Origin of the sequence: Pseudomonas sp. UBA6315, from assembly GCF_002438125.1 — a bacterium.
Lineage (GTDB): Bacteria > Pseudomonadota > Gammaproteobacteria > Pseudomonadales > Pseudomonadaceae > Aquipseudomonas > Aquipseudomonas faucium.
On record NZ_DJTF01000166.1, the window covers coordinates 33618 to 51583 of the forward strand.

13 protein-coding genes are annotated in these 17966 nt (G+C 67.4%); 8 read left to right on the plus strand and 5 right to left on the minus strand.

Annotated features, from left to right (window positions below):
* The first annotated feature begins 24 nt into the window (after positions 1-24).
* Entirely contained in the window at positions 25-447 is a 423-nt protein-coding gene (locus tag B3E94_RS19360) for a nuclear transport factor 2 family protein (RefSeq protein ID WP_286914750.1), read from the plus strand.
* A 46-nt stretch (positions 448-493) separates the two neighbouring features.
* Positions 494-799, plus strand: coding sequence for a DUF7693 family protein (locus B3E94_RS19365; RefSeq protein WP_286914751.1), 306 nt, complete (start codon positions 494-496; stop codon positions 797-799).
* Here the strand turns inward: B3E94_RS19365 and B3E94_RS19370 are convergent.
* Positions 796-1752 carry a GlxA family transcriptional regulator gene (locus B3E94_RS19370; RefSeq protein ID WP_286914752.1) on the minus strand — a complete coding sequence of 319 codons (957 nt, stop codon included), beginning with the start codon at positions 1750-1752 and terminating at the stop codon, positions 796-798. The genes B3E94_RS19365 and B3E94_RS19370 overlap by 4 nt on opposite strands.
* 106 nt (positions 1753-1858) lie before the next feature.
* Between B3E94_RS19370 and B3E94_RS19375 the strand changes: the two genes are divergently transcribed.
* Positions 1859-2653 carry an SDR family NAD(P)-dependent oxidoreductase gene (locus B3E94_RS19375; RefSeq protein ID WP_286914754.1) on the plus strand — a complete coding sequence of 265 codons (795 nt, stop codon included), beginning with the start codon at positions 1859-1861 and terminating at the stop codon, positions 2651-2653.
* A gap of 52 nt (positions 2654-2705) precedes the next feature.
* Here B3E94_RS19375 and B3E94_RS19380 read toward each other — a convergent pair whose 3' ends face one another.
* Positions 2706-3635: a LysR family transcriptional regulator gene (locus B3E94_RS19380; RefSeq protein WP_286914755.1), complete on the minus strand. Its 930-nt coding sequence runs from the start codon at positions 3633-3635 to the stop codon at positions 2706-2708.
* 137 nt (positions 3636-3772) lie between these two features.
* Here B3E94_RS19380 and B3E94_RS19385 point away from each other — a divergent pair, with 137 nt between their 5' ends.
* Complete coding sequence (locus tag B3E94_RS19385; protein ID WP_286914756.1) at positions 3773-4894, plus strand: alkene reductase; 1122 nt, start codon at positions 3773-3775, stop codon at positions 4892-4894.
* 36 nt (positions 4895-4930) lie between these two features.
* Here B3E94_RS19385 and B3E94_RS19390 read toward each other — a convergent pair whose 3' ends face one another.
* Positions 4931-5557 carry a LysE family translocator gene (locus tag B3E94_RS19390; RefSeq protein ID WP_176515527.1) on the minus strand — a complete coding sequence of 209 codons (627 nt, stop codon included), beginning with the start codon at positions 5555-5557 and terminating at the stop codon, positions 4931-4933.
* A gap of 176 nt (positions 5558-5733) precedes the next feature.
* Here B3E94_RS19390 and B3E94_RS19395 point away from each other — a divergent pair, with 176 nt between their 5' ends.
* Both B3E94_RS19395 and B3E94_RS19400 read left to right on the plus strand, forming a co-directional pair.
* On the plus strand, positions 5734-14328 hold the full coding sequence (locus tag B3E94_RS19395; protein ID WP_286914757.1) for a GH36-type glycosyl hydrolase domain-containing protein: 8595 nt from the start codon (positions 5734-5736) through the stop codon (positions 14326-14328).
* 37 nt (positions 14329-14365) lie between these two features.
* A complete protein-coding gene (locus B3E94_RS19400) occupies positions 14366-15097 on the plus strand; it encodes a Crp/Fnr family transcriptional regulator (RefSeq protein ID WP_286914759.1) in 732 nt (243 codons plus the stop codon).
* A 13-nt stretch (positions 15098-15110) separates the two neighbouring features.
* Here the strand turns inward: B3E94_RS19400 and B3E94_RS19405 are convergent, their stop codons facing one another.
* Positions 15111-15377, minus strand: coding sequence for a hypothetical protein (locus B3E94_RS19405; RefSeq protein WP_236235835.1), 267 nt, complete (start codon positions 15375-15377; stop codon positions 15111-15113).
* 211 nt (positions 15378-15588) lie between these two features.
* On the opposite strand from B3E94_RS19405, the gene B3E94_RS19410 reads away from it, so the two are divergent.
* On the plus strand, positions 15589-16107 hold the full coding sequence (locus B3E94_RS19410; RefSeq protein ID WP_286914760.1) for a DoxX family protein: 519 nt from the start codon (positions 15589-15591) through the stop codon (positions 16105-16107).
* Here B3E94_RS19410 and potE read toward each other — a convergent pair.
* On the minus strand, positions 16005-17369 hold the full coding sequence (gene potE, locus B3E94_RS19415) for a putrescine-ornithine antiporter (protein ID WP_236235833.1): 1365 nt from the start codon (positions 17367-17369) through the stop codon (positions 16005-16007). The two genes, B3E94_RS19410 and potE, sit on opposite strands and share 103 nt — an antisense overlap.
* A gap of 188 nt (positions 17370-17557) precedes the next feature.
* Here potE and B3E94_RS19420 point away from each other — a divergent pair, with 188 nt between their 5' ends.
* On the plus strand, positions 17558-17938 hold the full coding sequence (locus B3E94_RS19420) for a Rho termination factor N-terminal domain-containing protein (protein ID WP_286914761.1): 381 nt from the start codon (positions 17558-17560) through the stop codon (positions 17936-17938).
* Positions 17939-17966 lie beyond the last annotated feature (28 nt).

Sequence of the window (17966 nt, forward strand, 5' to 3'; positions counted from 1 at the left end):
GCCTCTGGCATCGAGTAAACGGCTATGAACAACGCTGCGGATCTACTTCACCAACACTTCGAAACATTCGTCGATCACCCTGCGCGATGGAAGGCACTGATTGCCGACGACCTGGTCTGGGAGCTTCCCTACGCACCCAGCCTGGGCCACCCCGAGCGGCTGGTCGGCCGGGAGCAGGTGCTGAACCACGTCGGCTGGTTCATCCAGGCAGTGGAGAACTTCCGCTTCCACGACTTGCGCATCCATGCCTTCGCCGACCCCAGCATGGCCGTCGCCGAGGTCAAGGCTGAAGGGCTGATCCGCGCGACCGGCAGAGTCTATCGCCAGCAATACGTGCTGTTCTGCCGCGTCGAACACGGCAGGATCGCGCACCTGCGCGAGTACTTCGACCCGGTTCATGCCGCCTATTCACTGGACGAGCCGCTGGCGTGGCCGTCGCAAGGGTAGTCATGTACCCTTGCCCCGCACCCTTCAATCGCTGCGGAAATCGCCCTTGTCCCCCAACCCCTTGACCCCCCGCGAGGCCTATCAGGTACTGCGCGACATCGCCCTGGGCATCCGCAGCATGCGCCGCGTCAGCGAGCAACCCTGGGATTCAGGCCAGATCACGGTGGAGGTCGAGGGTTGGCTGCTCACCCTGTGCAGCGCTGGTGGCGCGCTGGACCATTGCGCCAGCTGCCAGGCACCGGATGGCAGGGCCTATGTCTTGGGCTCCGGGCAAAGGTTCGGCACCCACCCGGTCGAATTGATGAGCACCTGGGAGCTCAAGCAGGTGCAAACGATGCTCGCAGCCCTCTAGGCCTCGGCCGCCTCTACCCGCCGCGCATCCCGCCTTACCGCCTGGGGCGGCACGCCGAAGCCGCGCATGAACACCTCACGCATGTGCCGGCGGTCGCGGAACCCGGTTTCCCTGGCCACCACATCCAGGCTGTGGCGGCTCTGCTCGATCATCACCCGCGCCGCCTCCAGGCGCAGGCTTTCCACGGCCTTGGCCGGTGATTGGCCGGTTTCGGCGGTGAACACCCGGGTGAATTGCCGGGGGCTCAGGTGCACCACCTCGGCAAGCTCCTCGACACTGAGCGGGCGGCCCAGGTGCTTGCGGGCGTAGTCCAGAGCGGTTTGGATGCGGTCCGACTTCGGCGCCAGCGTAAGCAGTTCGGAATGCTGGGACTGCCCGCCGGAACGGCGCTGGTGCATGACCAGCCGGTGCGCCACCGCGCGCGCCATTTCCGCGCCCAGGTCCTTTTCCACCATGCCCAGTGCCATGTCCAATGCGGCGGTCATGCCGGCGGAGGTCCACACCGGCCCATCGACGATGAAGATCCGGTCTGGCTCCACTTCGACCTGCGGGTGCAGGTCGGCGAACGCCTTGGCATAGGCCCAGTGGGTGGTCGCCCGGCGCCCGTCGAGGACACCGGCCTGGGCCAGCACGAAGGTGCCGGTGCACAGGCCCGCGGTGCGACGCGCGCCGGCCACGAAACTGCGCACACCAGCCAGCACCGCTTCGCCGGGCGGCGTCAGCGGGGTCAAGGTGCCGGTGATCATCCAGGTGTCAGCCAGCCCTGGCGCCCCCAGCGCCAGGGTGTCCATGTGCATGCCCAGCGACGAGCGCACCAGGCCGCCGCCGACGGAGAAGTTGTGGATGCTGTAGACCGCTTCGCCGGCCACGATATTGGCGAACTCGAAAACGGACTGGGTCGCCAGGGACATGACCTGGAAGCCTTCGGTAATCAGGTAGCCGACGCGGTGCATGGGATGCTCCTCATAGGATGTCTCGAAATACTACCTTATGCGTCATTCAAGCCATAGCGCGTTTTCTGCATCATGGCTGCACACCCCACCGCAACGGAGCAGGACCATGACTCACGCATTCAAAGGCACCGCGCTGATCACCGGCGCATCCACCGGCATCGGTTCGCTGTATGCCGAGGGCCTGGCCCGCCGGGGCTATGACCTGGTGCTGGTGGCGCGCAACCGCGAGCGTTTGAACGCGCTGGCCAGCCGACTGACCGAGCAAACCCGGCAGAACGTCGAGGTGTTGCCGGCCGACCTTGCCAACGCCGCCGACCTGGCCCGGGTCGAGCGCAAACTGCGCGAGGATGCCAGCATCACCTTGCTGGTCAACAACGCCGGTGTCGGCACCCACACCCCACTGCTGGACAGCGACGTCGAGCGCATGGCCGAGATGATCAGCCTCAACATCACCGCCCTCACCCGCCTCACCTACGCCGCCATGCCAGGCTTCGTCGCCCGCGGGCAAGGCGCGGTGATCAACATCTCGTCGGTGGTCAGCCTCGCGCCGGAGCTGCTCAATGGCGTGTACGGCGGCAGCAAGGCCTACGTCACCGCCTTCACCCACTCGCTGCACAAGGAGTTCGCCGGCCAGGGCATCCAGGTCCAGGCCGTGCTCCCGGGTGCCACCGCCACCGACTTCTGGGCGATCGGCGGCCTGCCGGTCAGCAACCTCGACCCTGGCATCGTGATGTCGGCCCAGGACCTGGTCGACGGCGCCCTGCAGGACTTCGAAAACGGCGTGCTGATCTCCATCCCGTCGCTGCACGACCTGCAGGCATTCGAGCAGTACGAAGCCAGCCGCAAGGCCTTGCTCGGGCAGCTTTCCAGCAACCAGCTGGCGTCGCGCTACAGCCACTGACCGCGCAGAAATCGAATGGAGTACAAATGTACTCCGCTCGCTAATCCGGCCATTATTGCGCCCGCCGGGCCCCATGCGGGCCAAGCCGTTCGGCCAGGTAGTCGAGCAGCGCCTTCACCTTGGGCAACCCTTCGCGGCTCTTGAGCCAGACCAGGTTCATGGGCAGGCCATCGGTGGCCAGCGCGGGCAGTACCTCGACGAGCTCGCCGCGTTCCAGGTACGGCTGCACCAGCCAGGTAGGCAGTTGCCCGATGCCGTGGCCGGCCAGGATCGCCGAAACCTCCCCTTCGCCATCGCCAACCGCGATGCGTGACGGCATCACCCGCCGCTCCATCTCACCGGGCTGGCGGCCCTTGAAATACCAGGGGCTCACCAGGCCGGCTGCATCCAGGTAACCGATGCAGTGGTGGTGTTCCAGGTCTCGCTCGGCCACAGGCTCGCCATGTGCCTGCAGGTAGCCCGGGGAGGCACAGAAGATCAGGCGCTGCGCGCCGAAATAGCGGTGCCCCAGCGTGGCCGGCCAGGCATCGTTGCCACCAATGCGCACGACGATGTCGACGCCGTCGTGGACCGGGTCGATGAAGCGATCGGAAAAGGAAATGTGCGGCTGCAGCAGCGGGTGCTGATGGACGAACGCCCAGATCAGCGGCAGCACATGCTGGCGCCCGAAGGATGCGGGCAGGTCGATACGTACCCGGCCGTGGGGCTCGTGGCTTTCGTTGACGATGGCCAGCTCCACTTCTTCAAGGTCGGCGAGCACCGCCGTGCAGGTGCGGTAGAACGTGGTGCCGGCTTCGGTCAGCGCCAGCTGGCGGGTGGTGCGCCGAAACAGCCGCGCACCGATGCGTTTTTCCAGCCGGGCAATGCCCTTGCTCACCGCCGAGCTGGTCAGGCCCAGGCGCTCGGCAGCGGCCGTGAAGCTGCCCACATCCGCCACCGTGACGAACACGTCGATGCCCTTCAGGCGCTCAGAGGAATACATGGCGCGCCGTCTCATTCGTGAATTCTGTTCCGTTCACTTGGTAATAATCTCCGTAAATCACCGGTAATTTCTCAAATATCCTAGGGGAAATGTTCGGCGCAGCACAGCCTGCGATTCACACCTTACGGAGGCGCTCAATGAGCCTGTTCGACCCCTACACACTTGGCGATCAAACCCTCGGCAACCGTTTCGTCATGGCGCCGATGACGCGCTCGCGTTCACCGCAAGACATTCCCACCGTCGAGACGGCGCTCTACTACGCCCAGCGGGCGACGGCTGGCCTGATCGTTTCGGAAGGCACGCCGATCTCCCGTGAAGGCCAGGGTTACCTGTTCAACCCAGGCATCTACACCCCCGAGCAGATCGCCGGCTGGCGTTTGGTCACCGACTCGGTGCACAGCGTCGGCGGCAAGATCTTCGCGCAGCTGTGGCACGTCGGCCGCGTCTCGCACACCTCGATCCAGGCAGGCGGCGCAGCGCCGGTCAGCGCCAGCAGCAAGGTGGCCGCGGGCGCTTTCGCCTTCGGCTACGACGAACAAGGCGCGGCAGGCTTCCTACAGACCTCGGTGCCACGCCAGCTCGCCACCAACGAGGTGGCGCGGGTGGTCCGCGACTTTGCCCAGGCAGCGGCCAATGCCATCGAAGCCGGTTTCGACGGCGTCGAGATCCACGGCGCCAATGGCTACCTGATCGAGCAGTTCCTCAACCCGCAGGTCAACGACCGCACCGACCACTACGGCCCGCAAAGCCTGGAAAACCGCCTGCGCTTCGTGTTCGAGGTGGTCGATGCGGTGAGTGCGCGCATTGGCAAGGCGCGGGTGGGCATTCGCATCTCGCCCTACGGCCAGCTGATGGACATGCCGCTGTACCCGCAGATCGACGAGACCTACGGCGCGCTTTGCGCAGGCCTGGGCCAGCGCGGCATTGCCTACGTGCACGTGATGGACCAGACGCATTTCTTCCTGCGTTCGGAAACCGCCCAAGCCCGTGAACAGGCGTTGAACGCGCTGCTGCGCAATTGCCGCCAGGCACTGGGCTCGACCACCTTGATCCTGGCCGGCGACCTGACCGTCGAGCGTGCCCAAGCCCTGGTGGCAAGCGGCCTGATCGACCTGCCGGCGTTCGGCCAGCCGTTCATCGCCAACCCCGACCTGGTCGCGCGCTTCAAGAACGGCTGGCCGCTCACCCAGCCCAACCGCGATACCTACTATGGCGGCGGTATCGAAGGTTACCTCGACTACCCGCCGTACACCGCTTAAGCCAAGCAGAAGCCGCCCGTGAACCGGGCGGCTTTTTCACTTCTGCCCGAGCGCCACGATCGACACGCCCGAGGCCACGAAGGTCGCGCCCGCGCCCACATTCAGCCCCTTCACCAACCTTGGGCGCTCACGCAACGAGCGGGTAAGCGCGGTGGCAAACACCCCCATCAGGGCAAAGCCAACGGCGGTCAGCACCGCGAACCACAGCCCGTACACCAGCATCTGCACGGTTACCGAGCCGCGTTGCGGGTCGACGAACTGCGGGATGAACGCAAGCACGAAAAGGCCTGGCTTGGGGTTGAGCGCCGCCGACAGAAAGCCGGTCAGGAAGATGCTCGGCAGCGACTGGCGCGCCACCGGCTCGAAATTGAACAGGTTGCGGCTGCGCAGCACCTTGATGCCCAGCCACAGCAGGTAGCCCGCGCCAATCAGCTTGACCACCCAGAACGCCACCGCCGAGGTCTGCATCAGCAAGGTCAGGCCAAGCGCAGCTGCAGTCACATGAAAGAGAATGCCGACGCCCGAGGACAGCCCCGAGGCAATCGCCGCAGCCTTGCCCTGGCTCAGGCCACGGCCGATGGCGAGCAGGTTGTCCGGCCCTGGGGACATGACCAGCAGCAGGCAGGCCAGGGTGTACGCAAGCCAGGTATCGAGTGGGAACATCAGCGTTGCTCCTTGCTGTCAGGGGGTATCCAACCCTTGGGAGCCCACACGATAGAGGGTAATTCGGCCTCCCGACAAGCCAGCGCCGAGGGTCTGTTCGCTACCGAACAGACCGCCAAGGCGGCCCACGTCAGACTGGACGCTGACCGGCTACTCCTCGGTACCCCAGGCTCCTGATGAACAACCCTTGGCTTCGCGCACTCGCCTTCGTCAAACGCCTCCCAGGGCTTGCCCGCCGCTGGCGCTCGCCGCGCCACCGGTTCAGCTACGAAAGCCTGCTGCGCTCGGGGTTGTACAACGCCCGGCAGATGGCCGAGCACGGCACCTTGCTGGCCAGCCAGCACCGCCTGAGCCAGCTCCCCGCCGACGATGCGCTGCTCGGGCGCCTGGCCGACAACGAACGCATGCTGGCCAGCAGCTGCGCCGCCCTCGCCGCCGCCCTGCCCGGCTCACGCCCGGCGCTGCCTGCGGCGCAGTGGCTGCTGGACAACTTCTACCTGGTCGAAACCCATATCCGCATCGCCAAGCGCCACCTGCCCAGCGACTACAGCCTGCAACTGCCGCGCCTGGACAGCGGCCCCTCGACCGGCCTGCCGCGGGTCTATGACATCGCCCTGGAAACCATCTCCCACGGCGATGGCCGCTTCGATGCCGAGAGCCTCAGCCGGTTCGTCGAGGCCTATCAGCAAACCGCCACGCTGACCCTCGGCGAGCTGTGGGCGATCCCGATCATGCTGCGCCTGGCGCTGATCGAAAACCTGCGGCGGGTGGCGGCGCGGGTCATGGCCAATTGGGCCGACCGCGACCAGGCCAATACCTGGGCCGACCGCCTGGGCGAAACCGCCGAGCGCGATGCCAAGAGCGTGGTGCTGGTGGTGGCCGACATGGCCCGCTCGGACCCACCGATGACCGCCGCCTTCGTCGCCGAACTGGCCAGGCGCCTGCAAGGCCACAGCGCCACCCTGACCCAGCCGCTGGCCTGGGTCGAGCAGGTGCTTGCCGAATCGGCGCTGAGCATCGAGCGCTATGTGCAGCTCGATGCCCAGCAACAGGCCATCGACCAGGTGTCGATCAGCAACAGCATCGGCAGCTTGCGGCTGCTCTCGACCATCGACTGGCGGCTGTTCGTCGAGCACCTGAGCCACGTGGAGCAGGCCCTTTGCCGCGACCCGGCCGCAGTCTACCCGGCCATGGATTTTGCCAGCCGCGACCATTACCGGCACATCGTCGAGCGCCTGGCACGCTACAGCGCCTTCAGCGAAGAGGCCGTGGCGCAGGTCGCCATCGAGCTCGCGCAGGCAGCGGCTGCACAGGCTGGCGAGGCGGCCGAGCACGTCGGCTACTACCTGGCCGGCGCCGGCCTGCCCGCGCTGGAGCGCCGGCTGCAGGCGCGGGTCGGCCTTGGCGAGCGTTGGCAGCGCCTGCTGCACCGCGCGCCGCTGGCGTTCTATTTGGTGCCGGTGGTGCTGCTGTCGTGCCTGCTGGCCTGGGGGTTCGTGCGGGCCATCGACCTCGCCGGCTGGCCGCTGTGGATGACTGTGGCCATGGCCGTACCGCTGCTGCTGTGCACCAGCCGCCTGGCCATCGGCCTGGTGAACTGGCTGGTGACCCTGACCGTGAAGCCGGCCTTCCTGCCGCGCCTGGACTACACCGCCGGCATCCCGGCCGAGGCCTGCACGCTGGTGGTGGTGCCGACCCTGCTGGCGACCGCCGAGGATGTCGAGGAACTGGTCGAAGGCCTGGAGGTGCGCTTTCTGGCCAATCGCGACGCGCACCTGCATTTCGCCCTGCTCAGCGACTTCATGGATGCCCAAGAGCAAACCTGCCCCGGCGACCTGGCGCTGCTCGACCAGGCCAGCGAAGGCATCCGCGCCCTGAACCTCAAGTATGGCGGCCGCTTCCTGCTGCTGCACCGGCCTCGGCTGTGGAACGCCAGCGAAGGCGTGTGGATGGGCCTGGAGCGCAAGCGCGGCAAGCTCGCCGCACTCAATGCCCTGCTGCGTGGGCGCGGCGGCGATTGCTTCATGCGCATCGTCGGCGACCTGCAGGCGCTCGGGCAGGTGCGCTATGTGATCACCCTGGACACCGACACCCAGCTGCCGCACGGGGTGGCGCAGAAACTGGTCGGCGCCCTGCAGCACCCGTTGAACCGTGCACGTTTCGACCCGCACACAGGGCGAATCTGCGCAGGCTACGCGATCCTGCAGCCGCGGGTAGGCATCAGCCTGCCGAGCGTGGCGCGCTCGACCTACGCCCGCCTTTACGGCAGCGATGCCGGGGTCGACCCCTATACCCAGGCCGTTTCCGACGTTTACCAGGACCTGTTTCTCAGCGGCTCTTTCATCGGCAAGGGCATCTATGCAGTGGACGCCTTCGAGCGCGCCCTGGACGGGCGCTTCGCCGACAATCGCGTGCTCAGCCACGACCTGATCGAAGGCTGCTACGCCCATGCCGGCCTGCTCAGCGACGTGCAGTTGTTCGAAGCTTACCCGGCGCGCTACAGCGCCGATATCAAGCGCCGCCACCGCTGGGTCCGCGGCGACTGGCAATTGCTGCCGTGGCTGCTGCCCGGCAACGGCCAGGCACACGGGGCGCTCAGCGCCCTGTCGCGCTGGAAGATCTTCGACAACCTGCGCCGCAGCCTGGAGCCGGCAGCGCTGCTGGCGATGCTGCTGTGGGGCTGGCTGGCCAGCGCCACGCCGCTGGCCTGGACAGTGGCGCTGCTGGGCTTGCTGCTGACGCGCCCGCTGCTGGACAGCCTGCTCGAATTGCTCGGCAAGACCACCGATGTGCCGTTTGGCCAACACCTGCGCGCGGCCCTGCGCACCTCGGGCACCTTCTTCGTGCGGGCCGGGCTGTCGCTGGCGTGGCTGCCGTTCGAGGCCGGCAACAGCCTGGACGCCATCCTGCGCACGCTGTGGCGGCTGCTGGTGAGCAAGCGCCGCCTGCTGCAATGGAACCCCTCGCGCGAAGATGAACGCTGCAGCGCCGACAGCCTGCCGGCGGTGTACCGCCAGCAGTGGCTGCAGCCGGCTTTGGCCCTGCTGCTGGCCGCGGCCTTGCTGGCCAAGCCCGCCGTGCTGTTGCTGGCCTCGCCGATTCTCACCCTGTGGCTGCTGGGCCCGGCGCTGGCCTGGTGGCTCAGCCGGCCACACGGGCGCGCAGCGTTCGCTCCGTCCACGGCAGACCTGCGCTTCCTGCACCGCCTGGCCCGCAGCAACTGGGCGTTCTTCGACAGCCAGGTCGGCCCGGCGGACCACTGGCTGGTGCCCGACAACCTGCAAGAGCCGCCCTTCGCCAGCATCGCCCACCGCACCTCGCCGACCAACCTTGGCATGGCGCTGCTCTCGCACCTGGCCGCCCACGACTTCGGCTACCTCAGCGCCGGCCGCCTGTTCGAGCGCCTGGCGCAGATGCTCGACAGCATGGCCAGCCTGGAGCGCTACAAGGGCCACTTCTACAACTGGTACGACACCCAGACGCTCAAGCCCCTGGCGCCGCTGTACATCTCGGCGGTGGACAGCGGCAACCTCTGCGCGCTGCTGCTGACCTTGCGCCCAGGCCTTCTGGAGATGGCCGAAACGCCGCTGCTGGACTCACGCGTGACCCAAGGCCTGCTGGATACACTGGACACCTTGCTCGAGGCATTCGCCAGTGCCGAACGCGACCCCGGCGCGCTGAGCGCCCTGCGCGATCAGCTGCAACAGGCCCACGGGCAACCGCAGGACCTGCCCGCCACCCTGCTGCAACTGGGTGAACAGCTACAGGGCCTGCCCCCCTCGCCTGATGCTGGCGATGACTGCACGTTTTGGCTGCAAGCCCTGCAGGCCCAGTGCCTGGACCTCAGCACCGAACTGCAGGGCTTGCAGCTGCCGCCCGGCAACGACCCGGTGCCGGCAACCGGCCAGACCTGGCAACAGCTGGCCCAACTGCAGACCGATCAGTGGCCCGCTGCCGAGCGCCTGGCCGCAAGCAATGTGCGCGCACTCGCCCGCCAGCGCATCGCCCAGGCCCAGGCGCTGGCCAAGCGCATCACGGCCCTGGCCGCCATGGATTTCCGCTTTCTCTACGACCCCCACCGCGACCTCTTCGCCATCGGCTACAACGCCGACGAACACCGCCTGGACGCGGCCTTCTACGACCTGCTGGCCTCGGAAATGCGCCTGACCAACTTCGTCGTCATCGCCCAGGGCCAGGTGCCGCAGGACAGCTGGTTCGCCCTGGGCCGGCTGCTCACCAGCAATGCCGGGGTGCCGGTGCTGCTGTCCTGGTCCGGCTCGATGTTCGAGTACCTGATGCCGCTGCTGGTGATGCCCAGCTACGAGGGCACCCTGCTCGACCAGACCTGCCAGGCTGCGGTCAGCCGGCAGATCGAACATGGCAACCTGCTGGGCCTGCCCTGGGGCGTCTCGGAGTCGGCCTACAACGTGCTCGATGCGCACTTCAACTACCAGTACCGGGCCTTTGGCGTGCCGGGCCTGGGGCTCAAGCGTGGCCTGGGCGAGGAGCGCGTGGTCGCGCCCTACGCCAGCGCCCTGGCCTTGATGGTGGCGCCCGCCGCCGCCTGCCGTAACCTGCAGCGCCTGGCCAGCCTCGACCTGGCCGGCCGCTACGGGCTGTACGAAGCCGTGGACTACAGCGAGGCGCGGCTGCCGCCGGGGCAAGCCAGCGTGGTCATCCGCTCGTTCATGGCCCACCACCAGGGCATGAGTTTTCTTGCCCTCACCGCCTTGCTGCTGAACCGGCCCATGCAGCGGCGCTTTGCCTCGGCGCCGCCGTTCCAGGCCAGCATGTTGCTGTTGCAGGAACGCGTGCCGAAAACCGCCGCGCCCTACCTGCACACGCTGCAGGCCCCGGCGCCGGAGGCCGGGCAGCGCGCCAGCGAAACCCGGCTGCGGGTGTTCAGCGAAGCGCACCGGCGCCACCCGGCCGTGCAGCTGCTTTCCAACGGCCGCTACCACGTCATGCTCAACCACCTGGGCAGCGGCTACAGCCAGCGCGGCGACATGGCAGTCACCCGCTGGCGCGAAGATGCCAGCCACGACGAGCTCGGCAACTTCTGCTACCTGCGCGACGTCACCAGCGGCGCCTACTGGTCCACCAGCTTTCAGCCGACCCGGCACCGGGCTGCGCACCAGGAGGCGATCTTCAGCGACGGCAAGGCCGAATTCCGCATCCGCGAGCGCAATTTCGACTGCCACACCGAAATTGCCGTGTCCCCGGAAGACGACATCGAGCTGCGCCGCCTGCACCTGACCAACCACGGTGACCAGCCCCGTACCCTGGAGCTGACCAGCTACGCCGAAGTGGTGCTGGCCCAGGCCATGAGCGATGCGCTGCACCCGGCCTTCAGCAAACTGTTCGTGCAGACCGAGCTGCTGCGCCCGCTGCAGGCGATTCTCTGCACCCGCCGGCCGCGCTCGCTGCAGGAGGCCACGCCCTGGCTGTGCCATGTGCTGGCGGTGCATGGCGCCGATATCGACGCGCTGTCCTATGAAACCGACCGCGCCCGGTTCATCGGCCGTGGCCGCACGCTGGCGGCGCCGGCGGCGCTGGCACGGGACTGTGAAGCGCTGTCCGGCAGTGCCGGCGCGGTGCTCGACCCGATCGTGGCGATCCGTTGCCGCATTACCCTGGCACCCGGCCAGGCCGCCACCGTCGACCTGGTCACCGGGGTCGCCGACAGCCGCGATGCCTGCCTGCTGCTGATCGCCAAGTACCGCGACCGCCACCTGGCCGACCGGGTGTTCGACCTGGCCTGGCCGCACAGCCAGGTGCTGTTGCGCCAGCTCAACGGCTCGTTGTCCGATGCCCGGCTGTTCGAGCAGATGGCCGCCTCGGTGATCTACCCCAATGCGTCACTGCGCGCCGACCCTGGGCTGCTGGCACGCAACCGGCGCAACCAGTCCGGGCTGTGGGGCCAGGGGTTGTCGGGCGACTTGCCGATCGTGCTGGTGCAGATCGGCGATGCGGCCAACATCCAGCTGGTCCGGCAACTGGTGCTGGCCCACGCCTACTGGCGCCAGAAAGGCCTGGCGCTGGACCTGGTGATCTGGAACGAAGACCAGGCCGGCTACCGCCAGCAGCTGCAGGAGCTGATCATGGGCATCGTCGCCTCGGGCAGCGAAGCGCCGCTGCTCGACCGCCCCGGTGGCATCTTCGTGCGGCCTGCGCAGCAGCTGTCCGAAGAAGACCGCATCCTCACCCTGTCGGTCGCCCGGCTGGTGCTCAACGACAGCCGCGGCACCCTCACCGAGCAGTTGCGCCAGCACCGCGCGCCCCCAACACCTGCGCCCTTCGAGGCCACCCCGGTGCCTGCCGGCCCCGCGCCCGTGCGCCAGGCGCCGGCGCCCCCGGCGCCGCTGCTGCTGGCCAATGCCTACGGCGGCTTCAGCGCCGACGGGCGCGAGTACGTCATGCCCCTGGTCGCGGGCAAACCGCCACCGGCGCCGTGGGTCAACGTGCTGGCCAATGCGCAATTCGGCAGCGTGGTGTCGGAGGCCGGCAGTGCCTACAGCTGGTACCAGAACGCCCACGAGTACCGCCTGACGCCCTGGCACAACGACCCGGTCTGCGACCCCAGCGGCGAGGCCTTGTACCTTCGCGACGAGGACAGCGGCCAGTACTGGTCGGCCACCGCGCAGCCCTGCCCAGGCCCCGGCCAGTACCGCACCCGGCATGGCTTTGGCTACAGCGTGTTCGAGTACGCCGACCATGACCTGCACAGCGAGCTGTGGGTGCACGTGGCGCTGGAGGCCCCGGTCAAATTCTGCCGGCTCAAGCTGCACAACCGCTCGGCACGAATTCGGCGCTTGAGCGTGACCTGCTTTGCCGAATGGGTACTGGGCGACCTGCGCAGCAAGACCGCCCAGCATGTGGTCAGCGAGGTGGACCCGGTAAGCGGCGCGCTGTTCGCCCGTAACCGCTATGCCGTCGAATTCTCCCGGCACGTGGCCTTTGTCGATTGCGACCCGCCCCCCACCGGCCACACCTGTGACCGCAGCGAGTTCATCGGCCGCATCGGCGACAGCCAGGCACCCGCCGGCCTGCGCCAGGCGCGGCTGTCGGGGCGCACCGGCGCCGGCCTGGACCCTTGCGCGGCGCTGCAGGTCAGCCTGCTGCTGGAGCCCGGTGCCAGCCAGGAGGTGGTGTTCCGCCTGGGTGCGGCGGCGGACGGCCAGGCCGCCAGCCAGTGCGTGCTCGCCCACCGTGGCCTGCAGGCGGCCATGGATGCGTTCGAACAGGTTCAGGCCTACTGGCAGCGCACCCTGGGCAGCGTGCGCATCGAAACCCCCGAACCCTCGCTGGATGTGCTGGCCAACGGCTGGTTGCTGTACCAGGTGATCGCCTGCCGGTTCTGGGCACGCAGCGGCTTCTACCAATCCGGTGGCGCGATCGGTTTTCGTGACCAGTTGCAGGACAGCATGGCCATGCTCCACGCCACCCCGGAAGTGGCGCGCCAGCACCTGCTGACCTGCGCCGCGCATCAATATATCGAAGGCGATGTGCAGCACTGGTGGCACCCGCCGCTGCAGCGCGGGGTGCGCACACGCTGCTCCGACGACCTGCTGTGGCTGCCGCTGGCGGCCAGCCGCTACGTGGAGCTGACCGGCGACACCACGGTGCTGGATGAACCGGTCGGCTACCTGCAAGGCCGCGCGCTGAATGCCGGCGAAGAGTCCTATTACGACCTGCCCGGCCATTCGCCGCAGGTCGAAAGCCTCTACCAGCATTGCCAGCGGGCCCTTGGCCACGCCTTGCAGTGCGGGGTGCACGGCCTGCCGCTGATCGGCAGCGGCGACTGGAACGACGGCATGAACCGCGTCGGCGAACAAGGCCGCGGCGAAAGCGTGTGGCTGGGCTTCTTCGGCCATGAAGTGCTGCGGGCCTTCGCCGGCCTGGCCCTGGGCCACGGCGACAGCGCCTTCGCGCTGCGCTGCACAACCCAGGCCGCCGCCCTTGCGCAGCAGCTCGAACGCCATGCCTGGGACGGCGGCTGGTACCGCCGCGCGTGGTTCGACGATGGCCAGGTGCTGGGCTCGGCAAGCAACCAGGAGTGCCGCATCGACTCCCTGGCGCAAAGCTGGGCGGTGCTGTCGGGGGTCGCTGGCGGCGAGCGTGCGCGCACCGCCATGGCAGCGCTGGACCAGCACCTGGTGCGGCGCACCACCGGCATCGTCAAACTGCTCGACCCGCCCTTCGACCAGGGCACGCTGGACCCGGGCTACATCAAGGGCTACCTGCCAGGGGTGCGGGAAAACGGCGGGCAGTACACCCACGCGGCGATCTGGGCGTGCATGGCCTATGCCCGCCTGGGCGATGGCGAGCGGGCCTGGGAACTGCTGCGCATGATCAACCCGGTGCGCCAGGGCTACAGCGGGCTGATCGACACCTACAAGGTCGAGCCCTACGTCATGGCCGCCGACGTCTACGCCATCGCCCCCCACGCCGGGCGCGGCGGCTGGAGCTGGTACACCGGGTCCGCCGGCTGGATGTACCGCCTGATCGTCGAGAGCCTGCTGGGCCTGGAGCGCCGCAGCGACACCCTGCGCCTGAACCCGCTGTTGCCCGAGGGCTGGCCGGGCTGCGTGCTGCACTACCGCTACGGCGACACCCACTACCGCATCGAGGTGCGCAACAGCGCCCACCCCGGCCAGACCCTGAGCCTGGACGGCCAGTTGCTCGAACAGGCCACGCTGCAGCTCAAGGACGACGGCAAGCTGCACCAGGTGCTCGCCCAATGCCAGCGCAGCCCTTCGCTGCTGGGCTAACCTTGTTGCGTCAGCCGCCGCCTTCGATGGTCCGCCCATGCCCGCGCCGTACACTCCCCAGCAGAACCACCTGCTGGCTGCCCTGTCCAGCGAGACGTTCAGCCGCCTGCAGCCGCACCTGCAGCGGGTGACCCTGCCGCTGGGCAAGGCCATCTACGAATCGGGCGATACCCTGCACCATGTGTTTTTCCCGCTCGATGCCATCGTCTCGCTGCTGTACGTGATGGAAAACGGCGCCTCTGCCGAGATCTCGGTCGTCGGCAACGAAGGGCTGGTGGGCATTGCGGTGTTCATGGGGGGCGAGAGCACGCCAAGCCGGGCCATCGTGCAGAGCGCCGGGCACGCCTACCGCCTGCCGGGGCAGCGGCTCAAGGACGAGTTCAATCGCCATGGCGAGTTGATGATGCTGATGCTGCGCTACACCCAGGCGTTGATTACCCAGATGGCGCAGACGGCGGTGTGCAACCGGCACCATTCGATCGACCAGCAGCTGTGCCGCTGGTTGCTGCTGTCGCTGGACCGCTTGCCGGGCGATCGGCTGTGCATGACCCAGGAGCTGATCGCCAACATGCTGGGGGTGCGCCGCGAAGGGGTGACCGACGCCGCCGGCAAGCTGCAGCGCCTGGGCGTGATCGAGTACAGCCGGGGCAACATCAGGGTACTCGACCGTGCCCGGCTGGAGCAGCTCAGTTGCGAATGCTATGCGGTGGTGAAGAAGGAAACCGAGCGGCTGCTGCCGTACTTGCCGGTCACAAGCTCCGAAGATTGAGCCGCAGGCCTGTTCATGGCTTCATCTTTTGCCACGGTTGATAACTGTAGCGCTCGGCTTCCGATGCCCTGGACGGGTCGGGGTGGCCGGAGCCGCGTTCGCTTTCCTTGAGTACTGACTGGTCGACGTAGTCATCCGGGTCGAGCGGTTTGGCGCCTTGGTCCTGCTCGCCCTCCTCCTCGCTTTCGTCATCGTCCTGCCCGCTTGGCCAATCGTCGTCGTCATCGGCGGCTGCAGGGCCGGGAAGGTCGATATCGCTGAAGCTTTTGCCAATGGTCATACGCACCTCTCGATGCTCAGAAGGCCTGAGCTTCTTCGAGTGTGCGCCTTGCCTGCCCAGAGAAGGTTTATATCGGACCGCCGGGGCTCATTGATTTATGCCAATGGCCACGGCGCTACACGCCGATACACGCAGCACCTGTAGCGGACATATCCCGGATAACTGCGGCTGCCACCCTGGCGGCCCATCCATTGATAGCGCCGAGGTACCCATGTCCGCATTCCCCGTGAACCCGCTCAAGCTCAGCTTCGAACAACTCGACCGCGCCGCCGCCTGGGGCTGGGACATCCCCTTGCGGCTGTTCCTGGCCTGGGAGTTCTTCGAATCGGGCCTGGAGAAGTGGCGTGGCGAGAACTGGTTCGAACAGATCCACGCCAACTTCCCCTTCCCCTTCAACCACTTTTCCGCAGGGTTCGACTGGCAGGTGTCGATGTGGGCCGAGCTGATCGCCCCGCTGCTCCTGCTGCTGGGCCTGGGTACCCGGCTGGCGAGCGCTGCGTTGATCGTCGTGACCCTGGTCGCCATCGCCGCCGTGCACTGGCCCGCGCAGTGGTCGACGCTGGCGCAACTGGCCCAGGGCTACTCGATCAGCGACCACGGCTTTGGCAACTACAAGCTGCCGCTGATCTACCTGGTGGCATTGCTGCCGTTGTTGCTCAAGGGCGCAGGCGGCTTGAGCGTGGATGCGCTGTCGGTGAACTTCTGGCCCAAGAAGCCGTACAGCAGGTAACCGATGGCCAGCACCAGGGTGCCGCCCATCACCGCCTCCAGGCCGCAGGCGTGCAAGGCGTACAGCGAGTAGCCCACGGCCACCAGCAGCACCACCATGTTGCGGGTGTAGACCGCGGGGCTGACCCCGGCCTTGTGCATGATCACCAGCAAGCCGGTCAGCGCGGTGATGTAGGGGATGAGGTTGGTCACCGCCGCCAGGCTGACCAGCCTGCCGAACTGGGCGGCGGCATCGGGGGAAATGGTCGACAGCGCCATCACCGTTTGCAGCAAGGCGCACACGGTCATGCCGATCACCGGAGCGTTCATCGCATTGACCTTGCCGAACAGCTTGAGGAACAGGTCCTGGTCGGCGGTCATCTTGGCGGTTTGCGCCAGGGTGAACTGCCAGCCCAGCAGCGAGCCGACACAGGCCATCACCGCCAGGGCCATGACCACGCTGCCCACCCCCGGGCCGAACAGGCTGCCATAGACCAGCGCGAACGGCGCCGAGGACTTGGCCAGCTCGGCGTTGGGGATGATGCCCTGGATCACCGTGGTCGACAGCACGTACACCACCGCAGCCCCCAGCGTGCCGAACAGGCAGGCCAGCGGCACGTTGCGCCGGGGGTTTTCCACGGCATCGGTGGCCTGGGCCGCCGACTCCATGCCCAGAAACGCCCACAGGGTCAGCGGGATGGCCTTGCTGATGGCCTCGGAGATCGGCAGCTGGTTGGGGTTCCAGGCGGCCATGAGCACCTCGGGCTTGAACCAGTACCAGCCGAAGATACTCAGCCCCGCCACCGGAATGATCACCCCCCACACGGTGAACGCGCCGATCTTGCCGGTGATTTTCGGCCCGCCGAAATTGGCGATGGTGGTCAGCCAGATCAACCCGATGGTGCCCACGCACAGCGGTATCGCCCCGCTGCCCAGCCAGGGCACGAAGGCGGTCATGTAGCCCACCGCGGAAATGGCCACGGCCACGTTGGCGATGGCCAGGGAGAGAAAGTACAGGTAGGAGCAGAGGAAGAAGCCCGACTTCGCATGGGCCTCCTCGGTGTAGGCCGACAAGCCGCCCGAGCGGGTGCAGAACACCCCGCACTGGGCCAGGCAGTAGGCGATGGCCATCGAGCCGATGGCGGTGAACACCCAAGACAGCAGCGAAACGGCGCCCAGCTGCGCCATGTTGGTGGGCAGCAGGATGATCCCCGAGCCCATCATGTTCACCGTCACCAGCGTGGTGAGCCCGACCAGGCTCATTTTCTTGCTTGCATCCGCCATCACAAACTCCTTGTGTTCACAGGGTTCTGGAATTGCGCCTGGCGGTGTGCTGCAACGGGTCAGGAGCGACTGCCGTATTGGGTATAGATCATTTTGTCGGCTTATCGATGCCGTGAACGGTGCTTTCGGCGCTGCGCCGCAGTCAGAGCTGATAGAACGGCAACCCACCGACGCGCAGGAGGTTCACCATGCCCCGTGGAGACAAAGGCAAGTACACCGACAAGCAGAAACGCAAGGCCGAGCACATCGAGCAAGGCTACGAGGCCAAGGGCGTGAGCAAGGACGAAGCCGAGGCGCGGGCCTGGGCGACGGTCAACAAGCAATCGGGCGGCGGCGAGCGTAAGGGCGGCTCGGGCCAGGCCAAGAGCCCCGCCGCCAAGGCCAAGGCGCGCGAATCGTCTGCGCGCCGCGCGGTGGCGACCAAGCACGGCGTGCCGCGGCCTGGGCACAGCTTGCAGGACATGACCAAGCAACAGTTGCTGGAGCGGGCGCGCAGCCTGAACATCGCGGGCCGTTCACGCATGCGCAAGGCGCAGTTGATCGAGGCCGTAAACAAGGCGGCAGCGTGACCGCCGGCAAACCAGCTCCCACCCAAAA